Origin of the sequence: Micromonospora sp. FIMYZ51, from assembly GCF_038246755.1 — a bacterium.
Classification (GTDB): Bacteria; Actinomycetota; Actinomycetes; order Mycobacteriales; family Micromonosporaceae; genus Micromonospora.
Map to the genome: position 1 here is coordinate 1724472 of NZ_CP134706.1, position 20637 is coordinate 1745108.

At 71.1% G+C, this 20637-nt stretch carries 20 protein-coding genes; 13 read left to right on the top strand and 7 right to left on the bottom strand.

Translation table 11 applies throughout. The features are described 5' to 3' along the window. Positions 1–76: 76 nt before the first annotated feature. The 8 genes from QQG74_RS08060 (at position 77) to rny (ending at position 7957) form a co-directional block, all read left to right on the top strand. Complete coding sequence (locus QQG74_RS08060) at positions 77–1216, top strand: acyl-CoA dehydrogenase family protein (RefSeq protein WP_341719659.1); 1140 nt, start codon at positions 77–79, stop codon at positions 1214–1216. A 115-nt stretch (positions 1217–1331) separates the two neighbouring features. Continuing rightward, complete coding sequence (locus QQG74_RS08065; RefSeq protein WP_341719660.1) at positions 1332–2705, top strand: MFS transporter; 1374 nt, start codon at positions 1332–1334, stop codon at positions 2703–2705. Positions 2706–2710: 5 nt separating this feature from the next. Beyond that, on the top strand, positions 2711–2911 hold the full coding sequence (locus QQG74_RS08070; protein ID WP_341719661.1) for a DUF3046 domain-containing protein: 201 nt from the start codon (positions 2711–2713) through the stop codon (positions 2909–2911). A gap of 185 nt (positions 2912–3096) precedes the next feature. Further along, positions 3097–4143: a recombinase RecA gene (recA, locus tag QQG74_RS08075; protein WP_341719662.1), complete on the top strand. Its 1047-nt coding sequence runs from the start codon at positions 3097–3099 to the stop codon at positions 4141–4143. Positions 4144–4153: 10 nt separating this feature from the next. After that, positions 4154–4870: a regulatory protein RecX gene (locus tag QQG74_RS08080; RefSeq protein WP_341719663.1), complete on the top strand. Its 717-nt coding sequence runs from the start codon at positions 4154–4156 to the stop codon at positions 4868–4870. 25 nt (positions 4871–4895) lie between these two features. Then, on the top strand, positions 4896–5600 hold the full coding sequence (locus QQG74_RS08085) for a 3-keto-5-aminohexanoate cleavage protein (protein ID WP_341719664.1): 705 nt from the start codon (positions 4896–4898) through the stop codon (positions 5598–5600). Positions 5601–6068: 468 nt separating this feature from the next. Next, entirely contained in the window at positions 6069–6194 is a 126-nt protein-coding gene (locus QQG74_RS08090; RefSeq protein ID WP_341719665.1) for a hypothetical protein, read from the top strand. Continuing rightward, the gene (gene rny / locus QQG74_RS08095; protein WP_341719666.1) at positions 6191–7957 is read left to right on the top strand and encodes a ribonuclease Y; all 1767 of its coding nucleotides are present in this window, start codon (positions 6191–6193) and stop codon (positions 7955–7957) included. The genes QQG74_RS08090 and rny overlap by 4 nt, the downstream gene beginning before the upstream one ends. Positions 7958–8258: 301 nt before the next feature. On the opposite strand, the gene QQG74_RS08100 is transcribed toward rny, so the two are convergent. The 4 genes from QQG74_RS08100 to QQG74_RS08115 all read right to left on the bottom strand — a co-directional run bounded on the left by QQG74_RS08100 (position 8259) and on the right by QQG74_RS08115 (position 11593). Next, positions 8259–9155, bottom strand: a complete 897-nt coding sequence (locus QQG74_RS08100) for an amino acid ABC transporter permease (protein ID WP_341719667.1) — start codon at positions 9153–9155, stop codon at positions 8259–8261. Continuing rightward, positions 9155–9829, bottom strand: a complete 675-nt coding sequence (locus tag QQG74_RS08105; RefSeq protein ID WP_341719668.1) for an amino acid ABC transporter permease — start codon at positions 9827–9829, stop codon at positions 9155–9157. Before QQG74_RS08105 ends, QQG74_RS08100 begins: the two co-directional genes overlap by 1 nt. Positions 9830–9910: 81 nt before the next feature. Beyond that, positions 9911–10777 (bottom strand): glutamate ABC transporter substrate-binding protein, encoded by an 867-nt coding sequence (locus tag QQG74_RS08110; RefSeq protein ID WP_341719669.1) that lies wholly within the window; start codon positions 10775–10777, stop codon positions 9911–9913. Between the two features lie 60 nt (positions 10778–10837). Continuing rightward, complete coding sequence (locus QQG74_RS08115) at positions 10838–11593, bottom strand: amino acid ABC transporter ATP-binding protein (RefSeq protein WP_341719670.1); 756 nt, start codon at positions 11591–11593, stop codon at positions 10838–10840. Positions 11594–11776: 183 nt separating this feature from the next. On the opposite strand from QQG74_RS08115, the gene selD reads away from it, so the two are divergent. Next, the gene (gene selD, locus QQG74_RS08120) at positions 11777–12766 is read left to right on the top strand and encodes a selenide, water dikinase SelD (RefSeq protein ID WP_341719671.1); all 990 of its coding nucleotides are present in this window, start codon (positions 11777–11779) and stop codon (positions 12764–12766) included. Positions 12767–13048: 282 nt separating this feature from the next. Continuing rightward, positions 13049–13528 (top strand): hypothetical protein, encoded by a 480-nt coding sequence (locus QQG74_RS08125; RefSeq protein ID WP_341719672.1) that lies wholly within the window; start codon positions 13049–13051, stop codon positions 13526–13528. 140 nt (positions 13529–13668) lie between these two features. Here the strand turns inward: QQG74_RS08125 and QQG74_RS08130 are convergent, their stop codons facing one another. Further along, a complete protein-coding gene (locus QQG74_RS08130) occupies positions 13669–13878 on the bottom strand; it encodes a DUF2277 family protein (RefSeq protein ID WP_341719673.1) in 210 nt (69 codons plus the stop codon). A 52-nt stretch (positions 13879–13930) separates the two neighbouring features. On the opposite strand from QQG74_RS08130, the gene miaB reads away from it, so the two are divergent. Further along, positions 13931–15469: a tRNA (N6-isopentenyl adenosine(37)-C2)-methylthiotransferase MiaB gene (miaB, locus tag QQG74_RS08135; RefSeq protein WP_341719674.1), complete on the top strand. Its 1539-nt coding sequence runs from the start codon at positions 13931–13933 to the stop codon at positions 15467–15469. A 45-nt stretch (positions 15470–15514) separates the two neighbouring features. On the opposite strand, the gene QQG74_RS08140 is transcribed toward miaB, so the two are convergent. Next, positions 15515–16954, bottom strand: a complete 1440-nt coding sequence (locus QQG74_RS08140) for an RICIN domain-containing protein (RefSeq protein WP_341719675.1) — start codon at positions 16952–16954, stop codon at positions 15515–15517. 423 nt (positions 16955–17377) lie between these two features. Next, positions 17378–18586 carry a DUF349 domain-containing protein gene (locus QQG74_RS08145; protein ID WP_341719676.1) on the bottom strand — a complete coding sequence of 403 codons (1209 nt, stop codon included), beginning with the start codon at positions 18584–18586 and terminating at the stop codon, positions 17378–17380. Positions 18587–18885: 299 nt separating this feature from the next. Here QQG74_RS08145 and QQG74_RS08150 point away from each other — a divergent pair, with 299 nt between their 5' ends. Together QQG74_RS08150 and miaA are read left to right on the top strand one after the other, a co-directional pair. Then, positions 18886–19716 (top strand): class III extradiol dioxygenase subunit B-like domain-containing protein, encoded by an 831-nt coding sequence (locus QQG74_RS08150; protein ID WP_341719677.1) that lies wholly within the window; start codon positions 18886–18888, stop codon positions 19714–19716. Next, the gene (miaA, locus tag QQG74_RS08155; protein ID WP_341719678.1) at positions 19713–20630 is read left to right on the top strand and encodes a tRNA (adenosine(37)-N6)-dimethylallyltransferase MiaA; all 918 of its coding nucleotides are present in this window, start codon (positions 19713–19715) and stop codon (positions 20628–20630) included. Before QQG74_RS08150 ends, miaA begins: the two co-directional genes overlap by 4 nt. Positions 20631–20637 lie beyond the last annotated feature (7 nt).

Below are 20637 nucleotides of genomic sequence, written 5' to 3' on the forward strand. Positions count from 1 at the left end.
CGCACGACCCGGGCTGTCCACCGCGAGCGGAGAACGCCGCTGGGCAGCCCGGGTGAGCGGTGCCACACTTGCCGCCATGCAGCAGCACCTGTACGAACCCGACCACGACGAGTTCCGTGACCTGTGCCGTCGGTTCCTCGCCCGCGAGGCGGTACCGCACCACGAACGCTGGGAGACCGACGGCATCGTCGACCGCGACGTGTGGCGGCGCGCCGGGGCCGCCGGGCTGCTCGGCATCGACGTCGACGAGGCGTACGGCGGGGGTGGTCAGCGGGACTTCCGGTACCACGCCGTCCTGGCCGAGGAGATCATCTCGGCCGGCTGCACCGGGCTCGGCTTCGGGCTGCACAACGACGTGGTCGCCCCGTACCTCATCGAACTCACCACCGCGGAGCAGCGCCAGCGTTGGCTGCCCGGATTCTGCTCCGGCGAGTTGGTCACCGCGATCGCGATGAGCGAACCGGGCGCCGGCTCCGACCTGGCCGGCATCCGCACCAGCGCGGTACGCGACGGCGACACCATCGTGCTCAACGGCCAGAAGACGTTCATCACCAACGGCGAGATGGCCGACCTGGTGGTCGTGGTCGCCCGCACCGCCGACCGGGGCGCGCACGGGGTGAGCCTGATCGTGGTGGAGACCGGGACGCCGGGCTTCACCCGTGGCCGGCGGTTGGCCAAGGTCGGGCTGAAGGCCAACGACACCGCCGAACTCTTCTTCGACGACTGCCGGGTGCCGGCGGAGAACCTCCTCGGCACTGAGAACCACGGCTTCTACCACCTGATGGCCAACCTGCCCCGGGAACGGCTCAGCATCGCCGTCGCCGCGGTCGCCGCCGCGGAGCGGCTGCTCGCGATCACCCTCGACTACGCCCGCACCCGCGAGGCGTTCGGCCGGCCGATCGGGAAGTTCCAGCACAACCGGTTCCTGCTGGCCGAGCTGGACACCGAGGTCACCATCGCGCGGACCTTCCTCAACCACTGCATCACCGAGTTCAACGCCGGTCGGCTGTCGGTCACCGACGCCGCCAAGGCCAAGTGGTGGACCACCGAGTTGCAGAACCGGGTCGCCGACCGCTGCGTACAGCTGCACGGCGGCTACGGCTTCATGCTGGAGTACCCGGTGGCGAAGGCCTGGCTCGACGGCCGGGTGCAGACCATCTACGGCGGCACCACCGAGATCATGAAGGAGATCATCGGTCGCGGCCTGGGGTTGTGACGGCGCGCAGCGCCCCGGGTCGGCGACGGCGCGGACCGGGGCTGCGCGGAAAACGGGGCTGCTGGCATCGGCCGGAGGCGAGAGGATGGGCACCCCGGCACCAAGGAGCATGCTGTTGGCCACCGACCTGACCACCGCCGCACCGCCGCACCCCGACGCCGCACCGATCCAGCGGCGTACCCTGCGGCTGCTCTTCAGCACCCAGATCATCGGCGGGATCGGGGTGACCATCGGCATCTCCGTCGGGGCGCTGCTCGCCGCCGAGATCGCCGGCACCGCGGTCGCCGGGCTGGCGCAGAGCGCCGCCGTGGTCGGCGGCGCGCTGCTCGCCGTACCGGTCACCCGGATCATCACCGGCCACGGCCGTCGTCCGGGCCTGGCCTTCGCGTACGGCGTGGGTGCGCTCGGTGGCGCGCTGATCGTGCTGGCCGCGGCGACCCGCTGGATCCCGCTGCTCTTCCTCGGCATGCTGCTCTTCGGCGGCGGTTCCGCCGCCAACCTCCAGGCCCGCTACGCGGCCGTCGACCTCGCCGCACCGGACCGCCGGGCCCGACAACTGTCCCTGATCGTCTGGGCCACCACCATCGGCGCGGTGGCCGCCCCGAACTTCGCCGCGCTCGCCGACCGCACCACCACCGCGTGGGGCCTGCCGGCGCTCTCCGGCCCGTTCGCGTTCAGCGTCGTCGCGTTCGTGCTCGCCGCCGGCGTACTCCTGCTGTGGTTGCGGCCCGACCCGCTGCTCACCGCCCGCCGACTCGCGGCGGCCCGGGTCGACCAGAGCGCGGCCTCCGCCGCTGGCACGGCGGCCGGGCCGGTCGCGGCGGCCGGTGGTGCGGGGGCCACGGCCGGGCCGGTCGCGGTGCCGGCCCCGTCGGCCCGGCGCGGCGCGAGCATGCGTGCCGCCTGGTCGGTGGTACGCACCCGACCGGCCGCCCGGCTCGGCATCGCCGCCGTGGCCGTGGGACACCTGGTGATGGTGGCGGTGATGGCGATGACCCCGGTGCACCTGCGGGAGTTCCATCCCGTCGAGGAGGTGCTGCCGGTCGTCGGGCTGGTGCTGAGCCTGCACATCGCCGGCATGTACGCGCTGGCCCCGGTGGTCGGTTGGCTCACCGACCGGCTCGGCCGGCGCCCGGTCATCCTCGGTGGGGTCGGCACCCTGCTCGCCGCCTGTGCGGTCGCCGGCACCGCCGGGCACCACACCCCCCGCCTCACCATCGGGCTGGTGCTGCTCGGGCTCGGCTGGTCGGCGACCATGGTGGCCGGCTCCACCCTGCTGTCGGAGTCCGTACCGGACGCGGTACGGCCCAGCGCGCAGGGCCTGTCCGACCTGGTCATGGGCTTCGCCGGGGCACTGGCCGGCGCGGTCAGCGGGTTTGTCATGCAGTTGTCGGGCTATCCGGTGCTGACTCTGCTCGCCGCGGTCGCGGTGGCGCCCCTGCTGGCGCTAGCGTTGCGTCCGGTACGGGCGGCGGACAAGGAGGGCTGATACACGTGCGGCTGACCGACTTCTGGACGCGACTGGAGGAGGCGTTCGGGCCGGGGTACGCGGCCAGCATCGCCAGCGACCAGGTGCTGTCGCAGCTCGGCGGGCGGACCATCGAGCAGGCACTGGCGGCCGGAGTGGAGACGCACGTGGTGTGGCGGGCGGTGGTCGCCGCCTACCCGGACCGGGTCCCCTCCCGGCTACGCTGAGCAGTCAATTCGTTACTTCCGCGTGTCTCTTGCCGAGTCGTACACCTGTTCGGCTATTGTCCACAGCGGGGTGCTCGTCCACAGGCCACGGCCAGTCGGCTGGTTTTCTGTCGGACCCAGCGCCTAGCGTGTCTCGCGTGACGCGAAGCTCAGGAAAGACGCCGGCGAAGGCAGGGGTGGCAACGATGGCGGCAGGACCTGACCGGGAGAAGGCGCTCGACCTTGCTCTCGCTCAGATCGACAAACAGTTCGGCAAGGGTTCGGTGATGCGCCTGGGGGAGCGGCCGGTCGTGCAGACCGCGGTGATCCCCACCGGCTCCATCGCGCTCGACGTCGCGCTCGGTGTGGGCGGCCTGCCCCGCGGCCGGGTCGTCGAGATCTACGGCCCGGAGAGCAGCGGTAAGACCACGGTCGCCCTGCACTCGGTGGCCAGTGCCCAGCGGGCCGGCGGCATCGCCGCCTTCATCGACGCCGAGCACGCGCTCGACCCGGAGTACGCCAAGGCCCTCGGTGTCGACACCGACGCCCTGCTGGTCTCCCAGCCGGACACCGGCGAGCAGGCGCTGGAGATCGCGGACATGCTGGTCCGCTCCGGCGCCATCGACATCATCGTGATCGACTCGGTCGCCGCCCTGGTGCCGCGCGCCGAGATCGAGGGTGAGATGGGCGACAGCCACGTGGGTCTCCAGGCCCGGCTGATGAGCCAGGCCCTGCGGAAGATCACCGGTGTGCTCAACAACACCGGCACCACCGCGATCTTCATCAACCAGCTCCGCGAGAAGATCGGCGTCATGTTCGGGAGTCCCGAGACGACCACGGGTGGGCGGGCGCTGAAGTTCTACGCCTCGGTCCGGCTCGACGTGCGGCGCATCGAGAGCCTGAAGGACGGCACCGACGTGGTCGGTAACCGCACCCGGGTCAAGGTCGTGAAGAACAAGGTGGCCTCGCCGTTCAAGCAGGCCGAGTTCGACATCATGTACGGCAAGGGCATCTCCCGCGAGGGCTCGCTTATCGATGTCGGCGTGGAGCAGTCCATCATCCGCAAGTCCGGTGCCTGGTACACCTACGACGGTGACCAGCTCGGTCAGGGCAAGGAGAAGGCCCGCGAGTTCCTCCGGGAGAACCCGGACGTGGCCGCCGAGATCGAGAAGAAGATCCTGGAGAAGCTCGGCGTCGGGGTCGGCGCGGGCGATGCCGCCGGTGGGCCGGAGCTGCCGCCGGTCGACTTCTGATCGAAGTTCAGTGGCTGGACGACGCGCCCGCACGGGGCGGGGCTGGGATGCCAGTCCGCCCCGGGCGGGTGACACCACTCCGCGTCCCCGCCGAGGCCGCCGTGCTCCCGGGAACGAGACCGATCCGGGCGCGGCCGACGCAGGCTGGCCCGGCACGGGTCCTCCTGACGAGGCGGCCGGAGCGGCCCCGCGTGACGAGGCTGAGGTGGCCCGGGAGATCTGCCTGCGGCAGCTGTCGGTGCGCCCGCGCACCCGGGCCGAGTTGGCCGCCGCGCTCGCCCGACGGGGCATCTCCGAGGAGACCTCCACCGAGGTCCTCGACCGCTACGACGAGGTCGGGATCATCGACGACGCCGCGTTCGCCCGAGCCTGGGTGACCAGCCGACACGCCGGCCGGGGGCTGGCCCGCCGGGCGCTGGCCAACGAGTTGCGCCAGCGCGGGGTCGACGGCGACACCGCCAGCGAAGCCCTCGGCGAGTTGGACGAGACCACCGAGGCGCAGACCGCACAGGCCCTGGTGCGGCGGAAACTGCGGACCGCCCGGGGGGAACCGGACGCGGTGTTCCGGCGGCTGGTCGGCATGCTGGCCCGCAAGGGCTACCCGCCGGGGGTGGCCATCCGGGCGGTGAAGGAGGCGCTTGCGGCGCAGAGCGCCGAGGCGGCCGAGTTCGCCGAGCAGATCGACGCCGACGCGCTTGCCGACGCCGAGGAGGAAGGTCTCCGCTGAGACCCGCACCGCCCGAGGAGGCGAGATGCTGAAGGGATGCCTCAACGGCGACCGCGGACGCGACACACACCCTGCCGTGCCGCTGACCCCGGCCGAGCTGGCCGCCGACGCGGCCCGCTGCGCCGGGCTCGGGGTGGGCGCGGTGCACGTTCATCCGCGTACCGGCGAGGGGGTCGAGTCGTTGCGGCCAGCGGTGATCGCCGACGCGGTCGAGGCGATCCGTGCCGCCCGACCGGGGCTGCCGGTGGGGGTGAGCACCGGCGCGTGGATCGAGCCGGAGCCGCTCGCCCGGGTGGCTGCGGTGCGTGCCTGGACGGTGCTGCCGGACTTCGCGTCGGTCAACGCACACGAGCCGGGGGCGGAGGCGGTCGCGGCGGCACTGCACGAGCGGGGCGTCATGGTGGAGGCCGGGCTCTGGACGGTGGCGGCGGTCGAGGCCTACCGGGAATGGCGGGCACCGGTCGGGCGGGTGCTGGTCGAGTGCATGGCGGAGTCGCCCGAGGCAGCGCTGGCGGACGCGGCGGCGATGCTCGACGCGCTCCCGACCGGCGGGCCGCCGGTGCTGCTGCACGCCGAGGGCGCCGGAGTGTGGGCGGTGCTGGGTGAGGCGGTCCGGCGGGGTCTGGACACCCGGATCGGGTTGGAGGACACCCTGTGTCTGCCCGACGGCTCGCCGGCACCCGACAACGCCGCCCTGGTGGCAGCCGCCGTGGCCGTCGGTGCCCGCTGATCCGGCGCTTCGGCCCGCGCACCGTCTTTTTTGTCCCCAGGCGTCCGACTCATGATGGGCGTTCGGTGACGGTTCAACTTCTCTCCGTCCGGGTGGTTTGATCATGACTTCTTGACCGGAGGGCCGCGGAGACCTAGCCTCGCCATAAAGGCTCACATTGCCCGACCAGCGCAGGCTAAGCGCACAACATAGAACGCGTAACAGAACTGCATCACTTTGGCCAGCTCTACGGCCTGACGCCAGCTCCGGACAGGCCAGTCCGGGGCCGGCAGGACAACTGCACCCGGCCCGTCGGCGCTCCCGAGGGAGACCGCCGGCGGAGAAAGCCATCCCATGGCCAGGCGCTCCGGTCGGGCGTCCAGAGCCGTAGCGGTTTGCCTACCGGCAGGCTGCTACGGCGAGACGTTCAGGGGAGGCGCGCCATGGCTTGGCGGCACAGGACAAACCGGGTGGCGGGCACGAGCGAGTGTGGGCGAGCGGATCATTCGCGTGGTGCGGTGGCGCGTCATGAGCGGTGAGTCGACTGCCGGCCCGGCGGAGGCCGGTAACCCCGACGACGACGAGCAGGATCTGCCGCGCGAGGTCGCGTCATGAGCGGCTTCGAGGTCGTACTGCTTGTCGCTGTGCTGCTGCTCACCCTGGTGGTGCTCGGTGCGGTGGTGTTCGGCATGCGGCTGGTGCGCGGGTTGCAGTCGCGTCCGGCGCCGGAAGACCCCGCCTACATCGCCGAGAAGGACCGCCAGGAGCAGTCCCTGGCCGCGCTGCGTACCGCCGCAGACGAGGCGAACAGCACAATCGACGTGGCGAAATCCGCCGCCGCGGCGGCCCGCGCGGAGGCGGCGGCGGCCAAGGCCGAGGCGAAGGCGGCCCGGGCAGAGGCGCGCCGGGTGCTCGACGACGCCCGTGCCGAGGCGGACACCGTCCTGGAACGTGCCCACAAGCAGGCCGAGGCGGACGCCGAGCAACTGCGGACCGCGGCCCGGCGCAGCGGTGAACGGGAGGTGGCGGTGCTCGCCGCGACCACCCGCGAGCAGGCCGCCGAGGTGGAGCGGCGGGCGGCCCGGATGGACGAGCGGGAGCGGCTGCACACCGAGGAGGTGGAGCGGCTCGCCGAGCGGGAGCGCCAGCTGACCGCGGCCAGCGCCGCCCTCGCCGCCCGGGAGGCCGCGCTGGCAGTCCGCGAGGAGGAGCTGACCGAGGCGGAGAACCAGCGACGGCGCGAGTTGGAGCGGGTGGCCGGCCTGACCGCCGACACCGCGCGGGCCGAACTGGTGGAGGCGATCGAGACCCAGGCGAAGCGGGAAGCCGCGCTGCTGGTGCGGGACATCGAGGCCGATGCGCGCTCCACCGCCGAGCAGCGGGCCCGGCACATCGTGGTCGACGCGATCCAGCGGGTGGCCAGCGAGCAGACCGCCGAGAGCGTGGTCAGCGTGCTGCACCTGCCGGGCGACGAGATGAAGGGGCGGATCATCGGCCGGGAAGGTCGCAACATCCGGGCCTTCGAGTCGGTCACCGGAGTCAACCTGATCATCGATGACACTCCCGAGGCGGTGCTGCTCTCCTGCTTCGACCCGGTACGCCGGGAGGTGGGCCGGTTGACGCTGGAGAAACTGGTGCTGGACGGCCGGATCCATCCGCACCGGATCGAGGAGGTGCACGACCTGGCCCGCCAAGAGGTCGATCAACTCTGCCGGCGGGCCGCCGAGGACGCCCTGGTGGAGGTTGGCATCACCGAGATCCACGACGAGTTGGTCACGCTGCTGGGCCGGCTGCGCTACCGCACGTCGTACGGGCAGAACGTGCTCAAGCACCTGGTGGAAACCGCGCACATCGCCGGCGTGATGGCCGCCGAACTGCGCCTGGACGTGCCGCTGATCAAACGGTCGGCGTTCCTGCACGACATCGGCAAGGCGCTCACCCACGAGGTGGAGGGGAGTCACGCCATCGTCGGTGCCGACGTGGCCCGCAAGTACGGCGAGAGCGAGGACGTGGTGCACGCCATCGAGGCACACCACAACGAGGTGCCGCCGCAGACCGTGGAGGCCGTGCTCACCCAGGCTTCCGACGCCTGTTCCGGCGGGCGGCCGGGGGCGAGGCGGGAGAGCCTGGAGGCGTACGTCAAGCGACTGGAACGGATCGAGGAGATCGCGGCCGGCAAGCTCGGTGTGGAGAAGGTCTTCGCCATGCAGGCCGGCCGGGAGATCCGGGTGATGGTCAAACCCGACGACGTCGACGACATCGGTGCGGCGGTGCTGGCCCGGGACGTGGCCAAGCAGATCGAGGAGGAGCTGACCTACCCCGGCCAGATCCGGGTCACCGTGGTCCGCGAGTCCCGCGTCACCGAAATCGCCCGCTGAGGTGTAAGGAAGGGCCCCTTTTTAACGCCTCGTGCATAGCAAGGGCCCCTTCTTAACACCGCACCGCACCGCGTGCCGCGCACCCGCGCACCGCGCACCCGCGCACCGCGCACCCGCGCACCGCGCACCCGCGCACCCGCGCACCCGCGCACCCGCGCACCCGCGCACCCGCGCACCCGCGTGCCGCGCACCCGCGTGCCGCGTGCCGCGGCTTGTGCGGGCCGGCACCTTGTGGGGCGCGATCGACGAACGCACTGCGGCGCCGGCCAGTTTGGCCGGCGCCGCACTTGCGTGGCTCAGTTCAGCCCTGTGGCTCGGCGACGGTGGCGCCGCCCTCCGGGGTGGAGTCGGCCGAGCCGCTTGGCGCGGTCTGCCTCGGTACCCGGAAGGCCCGTACCCGGGAGCGCTGGTCGAGCCAACCGGCGAACCAGGTGAGCAGGGAGTTGATGATGATGTAGATGACCGCCATCACCATCGCGGCAGGGATGATGTTGCCGTAGTTGGCGGCGAGGTCGTTGACACCGCGCTGGAGCAGTTCGGGGTAGGCCACGATGTAGCCGAGGGCGGTGTCCTTGAGCAGCACGACCAGTTGGCTGACGATGATCGGCAGCATGGCCCGGGCCGCCTGCGGGAGCAGGATGATGCGCATCACCTGGTTCTTGCGCATGCCGATGGCGTACGCCGCCTCGGACTGCCCGCCGGGTACGGCCCGGATGCCGGCGCGGAACGCTTCGGCGAGTACCGACCCGTTGTAGAGGGTCAGACCGATCACCACGGCCCAGAAGGCGGTCACCGGCTGCTTGATGATCCACGGCAGGCCGTAGAAGATGAAGAAGATCATCAACAGCAGCGGTACGGCTCGGAAGAACTCCACCACCGCACCGGCCGGCACCCTGATCCACCAGTGGTCGGAGAGCCGGCCGAAGGCGAAGACTATGCCGAAGGCGAGCGAGAGCAGCATGCCGACCGAGGCCGCTTTGAGGGTGGCCCAGAGGCCCGGCAGGATGAACTGCGTCCACGTGGTCGACTGGGTGAACGGTTTCCACAGCCAGGCTTCCCACTGGTTGGCCTCGTCGAACTTGCTGTAGATCCAGTACAGCAGCGCGAGCAGGCCGATGCCGAAGATGACGCTCAGCACCGTGTTGCGAGCCCGGGCGCGCGGTCCCGGGTGGTCGTAGAGGACGCTGCTGGTGCTCATCAGCGCTTCACCGCCAGTTTGTTGGCCAGCCAGCCGAAGAAGTAGCCGGTGGGGATGAGGATCGCGGCGAACGTACCGGCGAAGACCAGGAAGATCGGGATGACGGCGTTGCCGTAGCTGTTGATCAGATCCTTCATGATGTTGGAGGACTCCAGCAGCCCGATGGTGCCGACGATTGTGGCGTTCTTGCAGAGCGCGATCAGGATGCTGCCGAAAGGCGCGATCACCGAGCGGGCGGCCTGCGGCAGCACCACGATGCGCAGGGTCTGCGCGAAGGAGAGCCCGATCGCCCGGGCCGCCTCGGCCTGACCGGTCGGCACCGTGTTGATGCCCGAACGCACCGCCTCGCAGACGAACGCGGAGGTGTAGGTCGACAGGCCGATCACGCCGAGCCAGTAGATGTTCAGGTCGAGGTCCTGCGACAGGCTCAGCCCGAGCGTGACGAACAGGCCGAAGTAGCAGAAGAAGATGACAAGCGTGAGCGGGGTGTTACGGAAGATGTTGACCCAGGCTGCGCCGAAGCCGCGCAGCACGGGTACGGGGGAGACCCGCATCGCGGCCAGCAGCACGCCGATTACCAGCGCGCAGACTGCGGACGCGCCGGTCAGCTTAAGGATCCAGAAGAAACCCGACAGGTACGCGTCGATGTTCTTCGGATCGGTGAATACGTCCATGCTTCGGCTCCCGGGGCACGTCGTGGCGGCCGGTGACAGGCCAGAGCCGGCACCCGCTCGGGGTGCCGGCTCCGGTACCGGTCAGGCAGCGCCGCAGTGGGTCAGCTTGGTGGTGTCCAGCTCGGGCGCGGGGGTGCCGCTCTTGCCCAGGGTGGCGTCCCAGGCGGCCTTGTAGCTGCCGTCCTCGGCAGCGGCCTTGAGGATTTCGTTGATCTTCTCGCAACCGCTGGTGTCGTCCTTCTTCAGGCCGATGCCGTACGGCTCGTCCGAGAAGGTGCTGCCGACGACCTTGAACTTGCCGGCGTACTGGTCCTGTGCGGCGTAGCCGGCGAGGATGATGTCGTCGGTGGTCACCGCGTCGACCTGGCCGCCGTCGAGCAACGGCAGGCACTTGGAGTACGAGTCGAACTGCTGGAGCCGGGCGTCCGGGTAGTTCTCCTGGATCCGCTTGGCCGGGGTGGAGCCGCTGACCGAGCAGACCGTCTTGCCGGCCAGCTGGTCCGGGCCGGTGAGGGTGGAGTCGGTCTTGACCAGCAGGTCCTGACCGGCGACGTAGTACGGGCCAGCAAAGTTGATCTTCTGCTTGCGCTCGTCGTTGATGGTGTAGGTCGCCACCACCAGGTCGACGGTGCCCTGCTCGATGAAGGGCTCACGGTTGGCGGAGACGGTGGTCTTCCACTCGATGCCGCTCTCCTCGACGCCGAGACCCTTGGCAATGATCTTGCCGATCTCGATGTCGAAGCCCTCGTACTGGCTGCCGGTCTGCAGACCGAGGCCCGGCTGGTCGGCCTTGACGCCGATGACCAGCTTCTTCTGGTTCTCGGCCTTGCCCACGATGCCGCTGGCGCCCGTGCCGGAGCCACCCTCGTCGCTGTCACCGCCGCAGGCGGCCATCGAGACCGCGAGGCCGGCAGCGGCGGCGATCGCCGCCATGCGCTTCATTCGCATACCTGTTCTCCTTCGGAAACTGGAGCCGGCCGGGTCACGGCCTGCTCCGCTACGGAACGCCTAGTGCGTGAGAATCTTGGAAAGGAAGTCCTTGGCGCGTGCGCTGCGCGGGTTGGCGAAGAACTCCGCCGGGGCCGCATCCTCGACGAGCTTGCCGTCGGCCATGAAGATGACCCGGTTGGCGGCGTGCCGGGCGAAGCCCATCTCGTGGGTGACCACGACCATGGTCATGCCATCGCGGGCCAGGGAGGTCATCACCTCCAGCACCTCGCCGACCATCTCCGGGTCCAGCGCGCTGGTGGGCTCGTCGAAGAGCATGGCCTTGGGCTGCATGGCGAGCGCCCGGGCGATCGCGGCGCGCTGCTGCTGGCCGCCGGAGAGCTGGGCCGGAAACTTCTCGGCCTGGTTGGCGATGCCGACCCGGTCGAGCAGGGCGAGACCCCGCTCGCGGGCGGCGGCCGGCTTCTCCCCGCGTACCTTGATGGGGCCCAGCGTGACGTTCTCCAGGATCGTCTTGTGCGCGAAGAGGTTGAACGACTGGAAGACCATGCCGACCTCGCTGCGCAACTTCGCCAGGGCCTTGCCCTCGGCCGGCAGCGCCCGGCCGTCGAAGGTGATGGTGCCGGAGTCGATCGGCTCCAGCCGGTTGATCGTGCGGCACAGGGTCGACTTGCCGGAGCCGGACGGGCCGATGACCACGACCACCTCGCCCCGGCCGACCGACAGCGAGACATCGTCCAGCACGTGCAGCGGCCCGAACCACTTGTTGACCGAGTCCAACACGATGAGCGGTTCGCCCGTCGCCACGTCGTCCACCGTCCCCCTCGTTGCCTGACGGGGGCCGGTCGGCCCCCGGTAGCGGCCACTGTAGGCGGGGTGACGTGGCGGTACGCAACTCAGATGGTCACGGAGCGGTAACACCCTTTCGGATCGCGCCCTGGAGTCCGAAATTGCCCGCTCCGGGTGGCGTCCGGGAAGCGTGATCGAGATCATGTTGGTATGACGGAGCCGGTGCGGTTGACCAGGTACGCGCGGGGTGGCGGGTGTGCCTGCAAGATTCCGCCCGGCGAGCTGGAGGCGATGGTGGCCGGGCTGGGTCCGGCCGTCGACACCGCTGACCTGCTGGTCGGGCTCGACCATGGCGACGACGCCGCGGTGGTGCGGCTGGACGAGCGGACCGGCCTGGTCAGCACCGCGGACTTCTTCACCCCGGTGGTGGACGACGCGTACGACTGGGGCCGGATCGCCGCGACCAACGCACTGTCGGACGTGTACGCGATGGGCGGCAGTCCGCTGGTGGCGCTCAACCTGCTCTGCTGGCCGCGTACGGTGCTGCCGCTGGAACTGGCCGGCGAGGTGCTGCGTGGCGGCCGGGATGTCGCCCGCGCCGCCGGCTGCCACCTGGCCGGCGGACACAGCGTGGACGACGACGGCCCGAAGTACGGCCTGGCGGTGACGGGTCTGGTCCGGCCGACGGAGTTGATCACACTGGACGCCGGGCAGGCCGGCTTGCCGCTGTCGCTGACCAAGCCGCTCGGGATCGGCGTGCTCAACACCCGGCACAAGAACACCGGGGAGAGTTTTCCGGAGGCGGTCGCGGCGATGACCACGCTGAACCGGGAGGCGGCGCGGGCGGCGGTGGCGGCCGGGGTCCGTTGCGGCACCGACGTGACCGGGTTCGGGCTGCTCGGTCACGCCTCGAAGCTGGCCCGAGCCAGCCGGCTCACCGTGGCGATCGAGGTCGCCCGGGTGCCGTACCTGGCCGGTGCCCGGGAGGCGGCCCGGGACGGGTACGTCAGCGGCGGTTCCCGGCGCAACCTGGAGTGGGTGACCCCGTGGACCGACTTCGGCGCGGCCGGGGAGACGGAGCGGCTGTTGCTTGCCGACGCGCAGACCTCCGGCGGCCTGCTGGTCGCGGGTGAGGTGCCCGGCGCGCCGATCGTCGGCGAGTTGCAGCCCCGGGGCGAGCACCTGGTCGTGCTGCGCTGATCAGTGCTGCCCCGGGGTTGAGCACCTGGGTCGGCGTCGCCGACCAGCTCACGCCGTCGTGCTGCGCTGATCGCTGCTGACCGGCGAGCCGCCACGCGGAAACGCGCACCATACCCGATAAACTGTCACCTTCCTGCTACCTGGAGCGACGAGGCTCAGGGAAATTTTGCCCAGAATGGTCACAGACCGGTAACTTGCCCCCGGCTAGGGGCAAATGCCCCCCACCATCGTCGGTAAGGCCCGATCTGGAGGCCGGTGGGACGAGCACAGCGAGGAGGCGGCATGACCGAGCTGTGGAACTGGAGAATCGACGGGGTACGGCCGGTGGAGGTCTACCCGGCGCTTGCCGACGCGCTCGGCCGGGTGGTGATGCCCCTGGCCGTGGCCGACCCGGCCCGGCTGCCAACGTACGCGGTGGTGTGCGACGTGTGGCAGGCTCCGGGCGAGTTCGCCACGATCGTGGACTGTTACGGGGTGCCGGACAGCCTGCCCGAGCTGCCCAGCGTCGCGGCGCTGGCCCGGCTGCTCGGGCGCAACTGCGTGCTGCGCGACGACACCCTCGACGCCACCCGGCACCTGCTGGTCGCGCCGGACGGCAGCATCCGGCCGGTGCACTTCGACGTGCGGGAGACCGACGACGGCGAGGTGCTGAGCAACAGGCGTCTGTGCACCGAGGCCGACCCGCGCTGTCGCGGCTGGTCGCGCTGCCACCGCTCCCGCTGGGCGCCCGACTCGGTGAACCCCGCCCTCGCCGCCGCCTGACTGCTCCGGCCGGGCCGAGTGCTCCGGCCGCTCGCTGAGCTCCGGCCGCTCGCTGAGCGTTAAGGCCGGGCTGAGTGTTAAGAAGGGGCCCTTCCTCTACCGCAGGCGTTAATAGGGGGCCCTTCCTTACCTCCGGGCCGCTAGCTGCCGCGGACGACGAGGTCGTCCAGGAGGGTGCGGGTGGCGGCGGCGACGGCGGTCACCGCGGCGTCGAACGCGGCGGCGTTGTGCGCCGCCGGTGCGCGGAAGCCGGAGATCTTCCGGACGTACTGCAACGCGGCGGCCTGGACGTCCGCGTCGGTGACCGTCGGGGTGTACGGCTCTCGTAGGGTCTTGATGCTCCGGCACATGGCTCCTCCTCGTTCCGTCGGTTCCCGCCGGGGCGGATACGCTGTGCACGTCATGACTACCGCAGCGGCGGGTGGCCCGCGTACCTATCAGGTGCGCACCTATGGCTGCCAGATGAACGTGCACGACTCCGAGCGCATCTCCGGCCTGCTGGAGCGGGCTGGCTATGTTCGCGCGGGCGAGGCCGACGACACCCCGGACGTGATGGTGTTCAACACCTGTGCGGTCCGGGAGAACGCCGACAACCGACTGTACGGCAACCTCGGTCATCTGCGTCCGGTCAAGGATCGGCATCCGGGGATGCAGATCGCGGTCGGTGGCTGCCTCGCCCAGAAGGACCGGGGCGACATCGTCCGCCGGGCGCCCTGGGTCGACGTGGTCTTCGGCACGCACAACATCGGGTCGCTGCCGGTGCTGCTGGAGCGGGCCCGGCACAACGCCGCCGCCGAGGTGGAGATCCTCGAATCCCTCGACGTCTTTCCCTCCACGCTGCCGACCCGCCGCGAGTCGACCTACGCCGGCTGGGTGTCGATCTCCGTCGGCTGCAACAACACCTGCACCTTCTGCATCGTGCCGTCGTTGCGCGGCAAGGAGAAGGACCGTCGCCCCGGCGACATCCTCAGCGAGGTACGGGCCCTTGTCGACGAGGGTGTGCTGGAGGTGACCCTGCTCGGGCAGAACGTCAACTCCTACGGTGTGGAGTTCGGCGACCGGTACGCGTTCGGCAAGCTGCTGCGCGCCTGCGGCGAGATCGACGGGTTGGAGCGGGTACGGTTCACCAGCCCGCACCCGAAGGACTTCACCGACGACGTGATCGCGGCGATGGCCGAGACGCCGAACGTCTGCCACTCGCTGCACATGCCGTTGCAGTCCGGCTCGGACGACGTGCTGCGGGCGATGCGCCGGTCCTACCGGGCCGAGCGGTACCTGGGCATCATCGACAAGGTCCGGGCGGCCATGCCGGACGCGGCGATCACCACCGACATCATCGTCGGCTTCCCGGGCGAGACCGAGGCGGATTTCGAGCGCACCCTGGACGTGGTCCGGGCGGCCCGGTTCTCCTCGGCCTTCACCTTCCAGTATTCGAAGCGTCCCGGCACTCCGGCCGCGACGATGGACGGCCAGTTGCCCAAGCAGGTCGTGCAGGAGCGCTACGAGCGGCTGATCGCCTGTGTCGAGGAGATCACCTGGGCGGAGAACAAGAAGCTTGTCGGCGAGACCGTCGAGGTGCTGGTCGCCGTCGGCGAGGGCCGCAAGGACGAGCGCACCGGCCGGATGTCCGGTCGGGCCCGCGACGGCCGCCTGGTCCACTTCGCGACGGGCGCAGCCGGAGCGAACGGCCAGTTCGGCGACGCCGGTTCGTACGCCGGGTCGATCCGCCCCGGCGACATCGTGCACACCACGGTCACCTACGCCGCGCCGCACCACCTCAACGCCGACGGCGCGCCGCTGTCACACCGGCGGACCCGGGCGGGCGACGCGGCCGAGGCGGGGCGCTCTCCGCGTACCCCGGGGGTGCTGCTCGGACTGCCCACGATCGGTGCGCCGGCCGCGGCGCCCGCGCCGACGACCGGCTGCGCCGTCTCGCCCTGAGTGCCGGTCGGGGCCCGCGCGGCAGGCCCCGACCGACCCGTGCGGTCAGACCGAGATCCGGCCCGCGCCGGCACCGCCCGTCACGATCGACTTGACGTTGCTCGGGGTGTCCAGGGTGTACGAGTACGGGATGCCGGCCACGCTGCCGCCCGACTGCCCGCTGCCCGAGTTGACGAAGTGGTTGTTGCGGGCCACCAGGGCACCCGGGCCGGAGTCGCCCTCACCCCGGTGGAACGGGTCGGGGGTGTTCTCGAAGTAGTTGCCCTCGACCAGCACGCCGGCGTTCATCGTGGACGCCACGCCGTAGCCGCGCACGTTGCTGTAGAAGTTGTTGTAGACGTGCACCGGGTTGCCGAAGCGGACCCGCGGGTTGCGCTGGTTGCTGCCGTCGAACCAGTTGTGGTGGTAGGAGACCCGCAGTCGGCCGACGTCCTGGCTGGCGTTGTCGTCGCTGTGCCCGAGCAGCATCGTCTTGTCGTGGCTGAACACCCGGTTCCAGGAGACCGTGATGAAGTCGGAGCCGCGCTTGATGTCGACCGCGCCGTCGTAGCCGCTGCTGAAGGTGTTGTGGTCGATCCAGATGTTTGTCGCCGACTGCTCCACGTTGATCGCGTCGTCGCCCCAGTTCCGGAACGTCAGGTTACGGATGATCACGTTGCGGTCGCCGTTGATGGTGAAGCCGCAGCCGACGATTGTCGCGCCCGCGTTGCCGAGGATCGTCTTGTTGGAGCGTACGCGCAGCATCCCCGAGCAGTTGATGGTGCCGGAGACCCGGATCACCGCCGCGCTTGTGGAGTTGAGCGCGCTGGTGAGCGCCGAGGCGCTGGTGACCGTGGTGGTGCCGGCGTTGCCGCCGCCGCTGGTGCCGCCGTTCTGGGTGGCCCAGCCGACCAGCCCGGTCTGCGGCGTCGGGTTGGGCGGGGGAGTGGTGCCGCCGCCCATCTTGATCATCTGCCACCGCTGGTTGGCACCGTCGAGGTCGGCGTACTGCGAGACCACGCCGCCGTCGGCGGTGGACCACTGCCACACCTCAAGGGCCTTGTTGCTGTGCCGGTTGACGAACCGGACGTCGCCGTTTGCGGAATCCACGAGCCGCCAGTGCTGCTTGGTGTCGCCGCTCGCGGTGACCTGGGTGACCTGCACGCCGTCGTTCGAGTTGGGAATGGTGACGACCTTGCCGGAGTGCCGGTTGCGCAACTGGTAGTAGCCGTTGCCCACGTCGACGAACTGGAACTGCTGGTTGTTGCCGTCGGCCCGGGTGAACTGCCGGATCTCGCCGCCGTCGGCGGTGGACCAGTTCCACAGGTCCATCGCCTTGCCGCTGTTGCGGTTCACGAACACGTAGTGGGCGCTGGTGTCGACGGTGGCCGCCGCCGCCGGGGCGACGGCCACCGCCACGGCCGCCGCGGGCAGTGCGACGGCCGCTGCGGCCAGTGCCGCGAGCCGCCGCGCCAGGGGCCGCTTGACGAGTGCAAGCACGGTCATTCTCCTCATCCTTCAGGTACGCGGAACGGGTCGGACGACGCCTCGGCCGTCGCGGACCGGCGGCCGACGCCGGCCCGGATGAGTCCGCGACGCGGGCTGCCCCGGCGACCGGAATGGTGGTGGTTCGCCGTGGCTACGCCTGGCTGCGCCATCTCGTGCGGTTGGCAGGAGTACGCCTCGGCACCGGTGGCTGCCGTGCCCAGCGGCAGCGATGCCCAGGCGGTCGCAGAGATGCGCCCTGCCCTCGGATGAACTGGTCGGAACGGCTCCCGTGCCCGCCCCAGAAGGGCAAGCGCTTTCCTCAGGTAATCACAGATCGACGTCGATGTAAATGTCATACGCTAACATCGCCGTGACCAGCGGCGACAAGCCACGGAAACGCCCCCGGTCCCACCGGGGAGACCGAGGGCGTCCGGTGTCAGCTCAGCCGGCCTGCTCGGCCAACTGGAGGAACTGCCGCTTCGAGGCGAGGGCCTGCTCGGCTTCCTTGATCCGCCGCGCGTCGCCGGCAGCCTGGGCCCGGGTCAACCGCTCCTCGGCCTCCGCGACCTGCGCCCGCATCTGGGCCAGCAGCGGGTTGTCCTCGCGGGTGGTGCGACGCCAGGCCGAATCCATCACCTCGCGGACCTTGTCGTCGACGGCGCGCAGCCGCCGGTCCAGCCCGGCCGCGGCCTCGCGCGGCACCCGGCCGGCCTCGTGCCACTGCGCCTGGATCTCCCGCAGTTTGGCCTGGGCGCCCTTCGGGTCGCCGTCAACGTCGAGGGCCTCGGCCTCGGCGAGCAACGCCTGCTTGCGCTCCAGGTTGGCGCGCTGCTCGTTGTCGCGCGCGGAGAAGACCTCGCTGCGGCGGGTGAAGAAGGCGTCCTGCGCGGCGCGGAACCGTTCCCAGAGCCGCTGCTCGGCCTCCTTCGAGGCGCGCGGTGCAGCCTTCCACTGGGTCATCAGGTTCTTCAGCTGGTTGGCCGTGCTGGCCCACTCCGTCGAGTCCTTGATTTTCTCGGCCTCGGCGACCAGTTCCTCCTTGACCGTCTGCGCTTGCTTGCGCTGCGCGTCCAGCGAGGCGAAGTGAGCGCCCCGGCGGCGGGTGAACCCGTCGCGGGCAGCGGCGAACCGCTTCCACAGCTCACCGTCGGTCTTCTTGTCGACCCCCCGGATGGTCTTCCACTCGTCGAGGATCTCCTTCAGCCGGTCACCGGCGGTCTTCCAGCCGGTCGACTCGGCGGCCAGCTTCTCCGCCTCCTCCACCAGGGCCGTCTTGCGGGCGAGCGCCTCGATGCGGGCGGCCTCCTTGGCGGCCTTGGCCTCACCGGCCTTCTCCTCGGCGACCGCGGCGAGCTTGTCGAGCCGGGTGGCCAGCGCGTCGATGTCGCCGACCACATGCGCCTCGGCGAGCGAGGCGCGTAGCCGACGGATGCTGCTCAGCGAGTGGTTGGGTTCCGCCGCGCCCGAGTTGAGCCGCGCCTCGGTCAGATCCACCTCGGTCACCAGGTCGGCAAAGCGGCGGGCAAAATGGGCCAGCCCCTCCTCAGGTGCTCCCGCCTGCCAGGATCCGACCACCCGCTCGCCCTCGGCGGTCTTGACGTAAACGGTGCCGTCCGCGTCCACCCGTCCGAAGGCAGTCCAGTCGCTCATGTGCCCATCCTCGTTCTCCCGGTGCCCAGAAGGTAGCCTCCCGAGCCCGCCACGGCGCAGCCAACTTTCTCCGGGCATTGTCACAGGTCCGCCCCGGTCCGCGTCGAGCGCCTATCGCCGACCGTGACCATACGGTGTCCTAGGGGCCGGTGTCGAAGTCCTCGGTCGGCCAGCGGCGGGAATTGTCGCGCCTGTCGGGCCGGGATGCACCAGTCGATAACCGGACGAATTCCAACTTGCCGGACCGCGCCGGCAATCCGCCCCGCCGGGCGGTGCCGGTGGACCGATAACGTTGCCTGGTGCCACTGGTCGCCGCCGCCGTCTGCCCCCATCCGCCGCTGCTCGTGCCCGAGGTGGCCGGTGCCGCCGCACCTGAACTGGACGAGTTGCGTGCCGCCTGTGCCAGCGCCGTGGCCCGGCTGGCGGTCGCTGGTGCCCGGAGCATCCTGGTGATCGGTGCCGGCCCCGGCACCGTCGATCTCGACCCCCCGTACCGGGGTAGCTTCGCCCCCTGGGGAGCGCCGCTGGAGGTGCGCCTCACCAGCCACGCCGACGAAGGCCGGGTCGACGGCGAAGGCCGGGTCGACGGCGAAGGCCGGGTCGACGGCACGGGTCGGGCCGTGGCCGGCAGCGCCGCCGGGTGGCGGGCCGACGAGCGCAACGGCAGCGCCCGGCTCCCGCTCAGCCTGCTGGCCGGTGCCTGGCTGCTGGACCGGATGCCGCTGGCCGGGGCGGACGGGACGGTCCGTCGGATGATGACCGTGGGCGCCGACGAGTCGGCCGAGAACTGCGCCGCCCTCGGCGCCCGGCTCGGCTCGGGGCAGCCGTGGGCGCTGCTGGTGATGGGCGACGGGTCGGCGTGCCGGGGAGAAAAGGCACCCGGCTACGCCGATCCGCGCGCCGAGGCGTACGACGAAGGGGTGGCCCGGGCCCTGGCCCAGGTGGACGTCGACGCCCTGCTCGGCCTGGACCCGGCGGTCTCGGCGCAGCTGCGGGTCGCCGGCCGGGCGCCCTGGCAGGTGCTCGCCGGTGCCGCCCGGGCGGCGGGCGGCGACTGGCGCGGTGAACTGCTCTACCACGCGGCGCCCTACGGCGTGGCCTACCTCGTGGCGAGCTGGGAGCGGTCGTGACCGCCCCCGGTCCGGTGGTCGCCGTGGTCGGGCCGACCGCGGCCGGCAAGTCGGCCCTGAGCATCGCCCTGGCCCAGGCGCTCGGCGGCGAGGTGGTCAACGCCGACTCGATGCAGCTCTACCGGGGGATGGACATCGGTACCGCCAAGCTCACCCCCGCCGAGCGGGCCGGGGTGCCGCACCACCTGCTCGACATCTGGCCGGTCACCGAGCCGGCCAGCGTGGCGGAGTATCAGCGGCTGGCCCGGGCGGCGGTGGACGACATCCGGGCCCGGGGGCGGGTGCCGCTGCTGGTCGGCGGGTCCGGCCTGTACGTGCGGGCGGTGCTGGAGCAGTTCGAGTTCCCGGGCACCGACCCGGCGGTGCGGGCGCGACTGGAGGGCGAACTCGCCGCGCTCGGCCCGGCACCGCTGCACGCGCGGCTGCGTGCGGCCGACCCGGTGGCGGCCGAGAGCATCCTGCCCGGCAACGGCCGGCGGATCGTCCGCGCACTGGAGGTGATCGAGCTGACCGGCGGACCGTTCACCGCCGCGCTGCCGCAGCCCACCCCGCACTATCCGGCGGTGCAGATCGGGGTCGACCTGGACACTGCGCTGCTCGACGAGCGGATCGCGACGCGGGTCGACCGGATGTGGGCCGACGGGCTGGTCGCCGAGACCCGCGAGCTGGTCGGCCACGGCCTGCCCGAGGGGCGTACGGCCAGCCGGGCGCTCGGCTACCAGCAGGTGCTGCGCTTCCTGGCCGGCGAGCTGACCGAGGAGCAGGCGTACGACGAGACCATCCGGGCCACCCGCCGCTTCGTCCGCCGCCAACGCTCCTGGTTTCGGCGCGATCCGCGGGTGCACTGGCTGGACTCGGCCGACCCGGGACTGGTCGAGGCCGCCCTGCGGATACTCGGTGACGCTGCGCGATGATGGAGGC

Coding starts and splice junctions, on each gene's coding strand:
- QQG74_RS08140 (WP_341719675.1), bottom strand. CDS start 16,954: ATGACCGTGCTTGCACTCGTCAAGCGGCCCCTGGCGCGGCGGCTCGCG.
- QQG74_RS08110 (WP_341719669.1), bottom strand. CDS start 10,777: ATGCGAATGAAGCGCATGGCGGCGATCGCCGCCGCTGCCGGCCTCGCG.
- selD (WP_341719671.1), top strand. CDS start 11,777: ATGACGGAGCCGGTGCGGTTGACCAGGTACGCGCGGGGTGGCGGGTGT.
- miaB (WP_341719674.1), top strand. CDS start 13,931: ATGACTACCGCAGCGGCGGGTGGCCCGCGTACCTATCAGGTGCGCACC.
- QQG74_RS08060 (WP_341719659.1), top strand. CDS start 77: ATGCAGCAGCACCTGTACGAACCCGACCACGACGAGTTCCGTGACCTG.
- QQG74_RS08100 (WP_341719667.1), bottom strand. CDS start 9,155: ATGAGCACCAGCAGCGTCCTCTACGACCACCCGGGACCGCGCGCCCGG.
- QQG74_RS08130 (WP_341719673.1), bottom strand. CDS start 13,878: ATGTGCCGGAGCATCAAGACCCTACGAGAGCCGTACACCCCGACGGTC.
- recA (WP_341719662.1), top strand. CDS start 3,097: ATGGCGGCAGGACCTGACCGGGAGAAGGCGCTCGACCTTGCTCTCGCT.
- QQG74_RS08125 (WP_341719672.1), top strand. CDS start 13,049: ATGACCGAGCTGTGGAACTGGAGAATCGACGGGGTACGGCCGGTGGAG.
- QQG74_RS08145 (WP_341719676.1), bottom strand. CDS start 18,586: ATGAGCGACTGGACTGCCTTCGGACGGGTGGACGCGGACGGCACCGTT.
- rny (WP_341719666.1), top strand. CDS start 6,191: ATGAGCGGCTTCGAGGTCGTACTGCTTGTCGCTGTGCTGCTGCTCACC.
- QQG74_RS08085 (WP_341719664.1), top strand. CDS start 4,896: ATGCTGAAGGGATGCCTCAACGGCGACCGCGGACGCGACACACACCCT.
- QQG74_RS08105 (WP_341719668.1), bottom strand. CDS start 9,829: ATGGACGTATTCACCGATCCGAAGAACATCGACGCGTACCTGTCGGGT.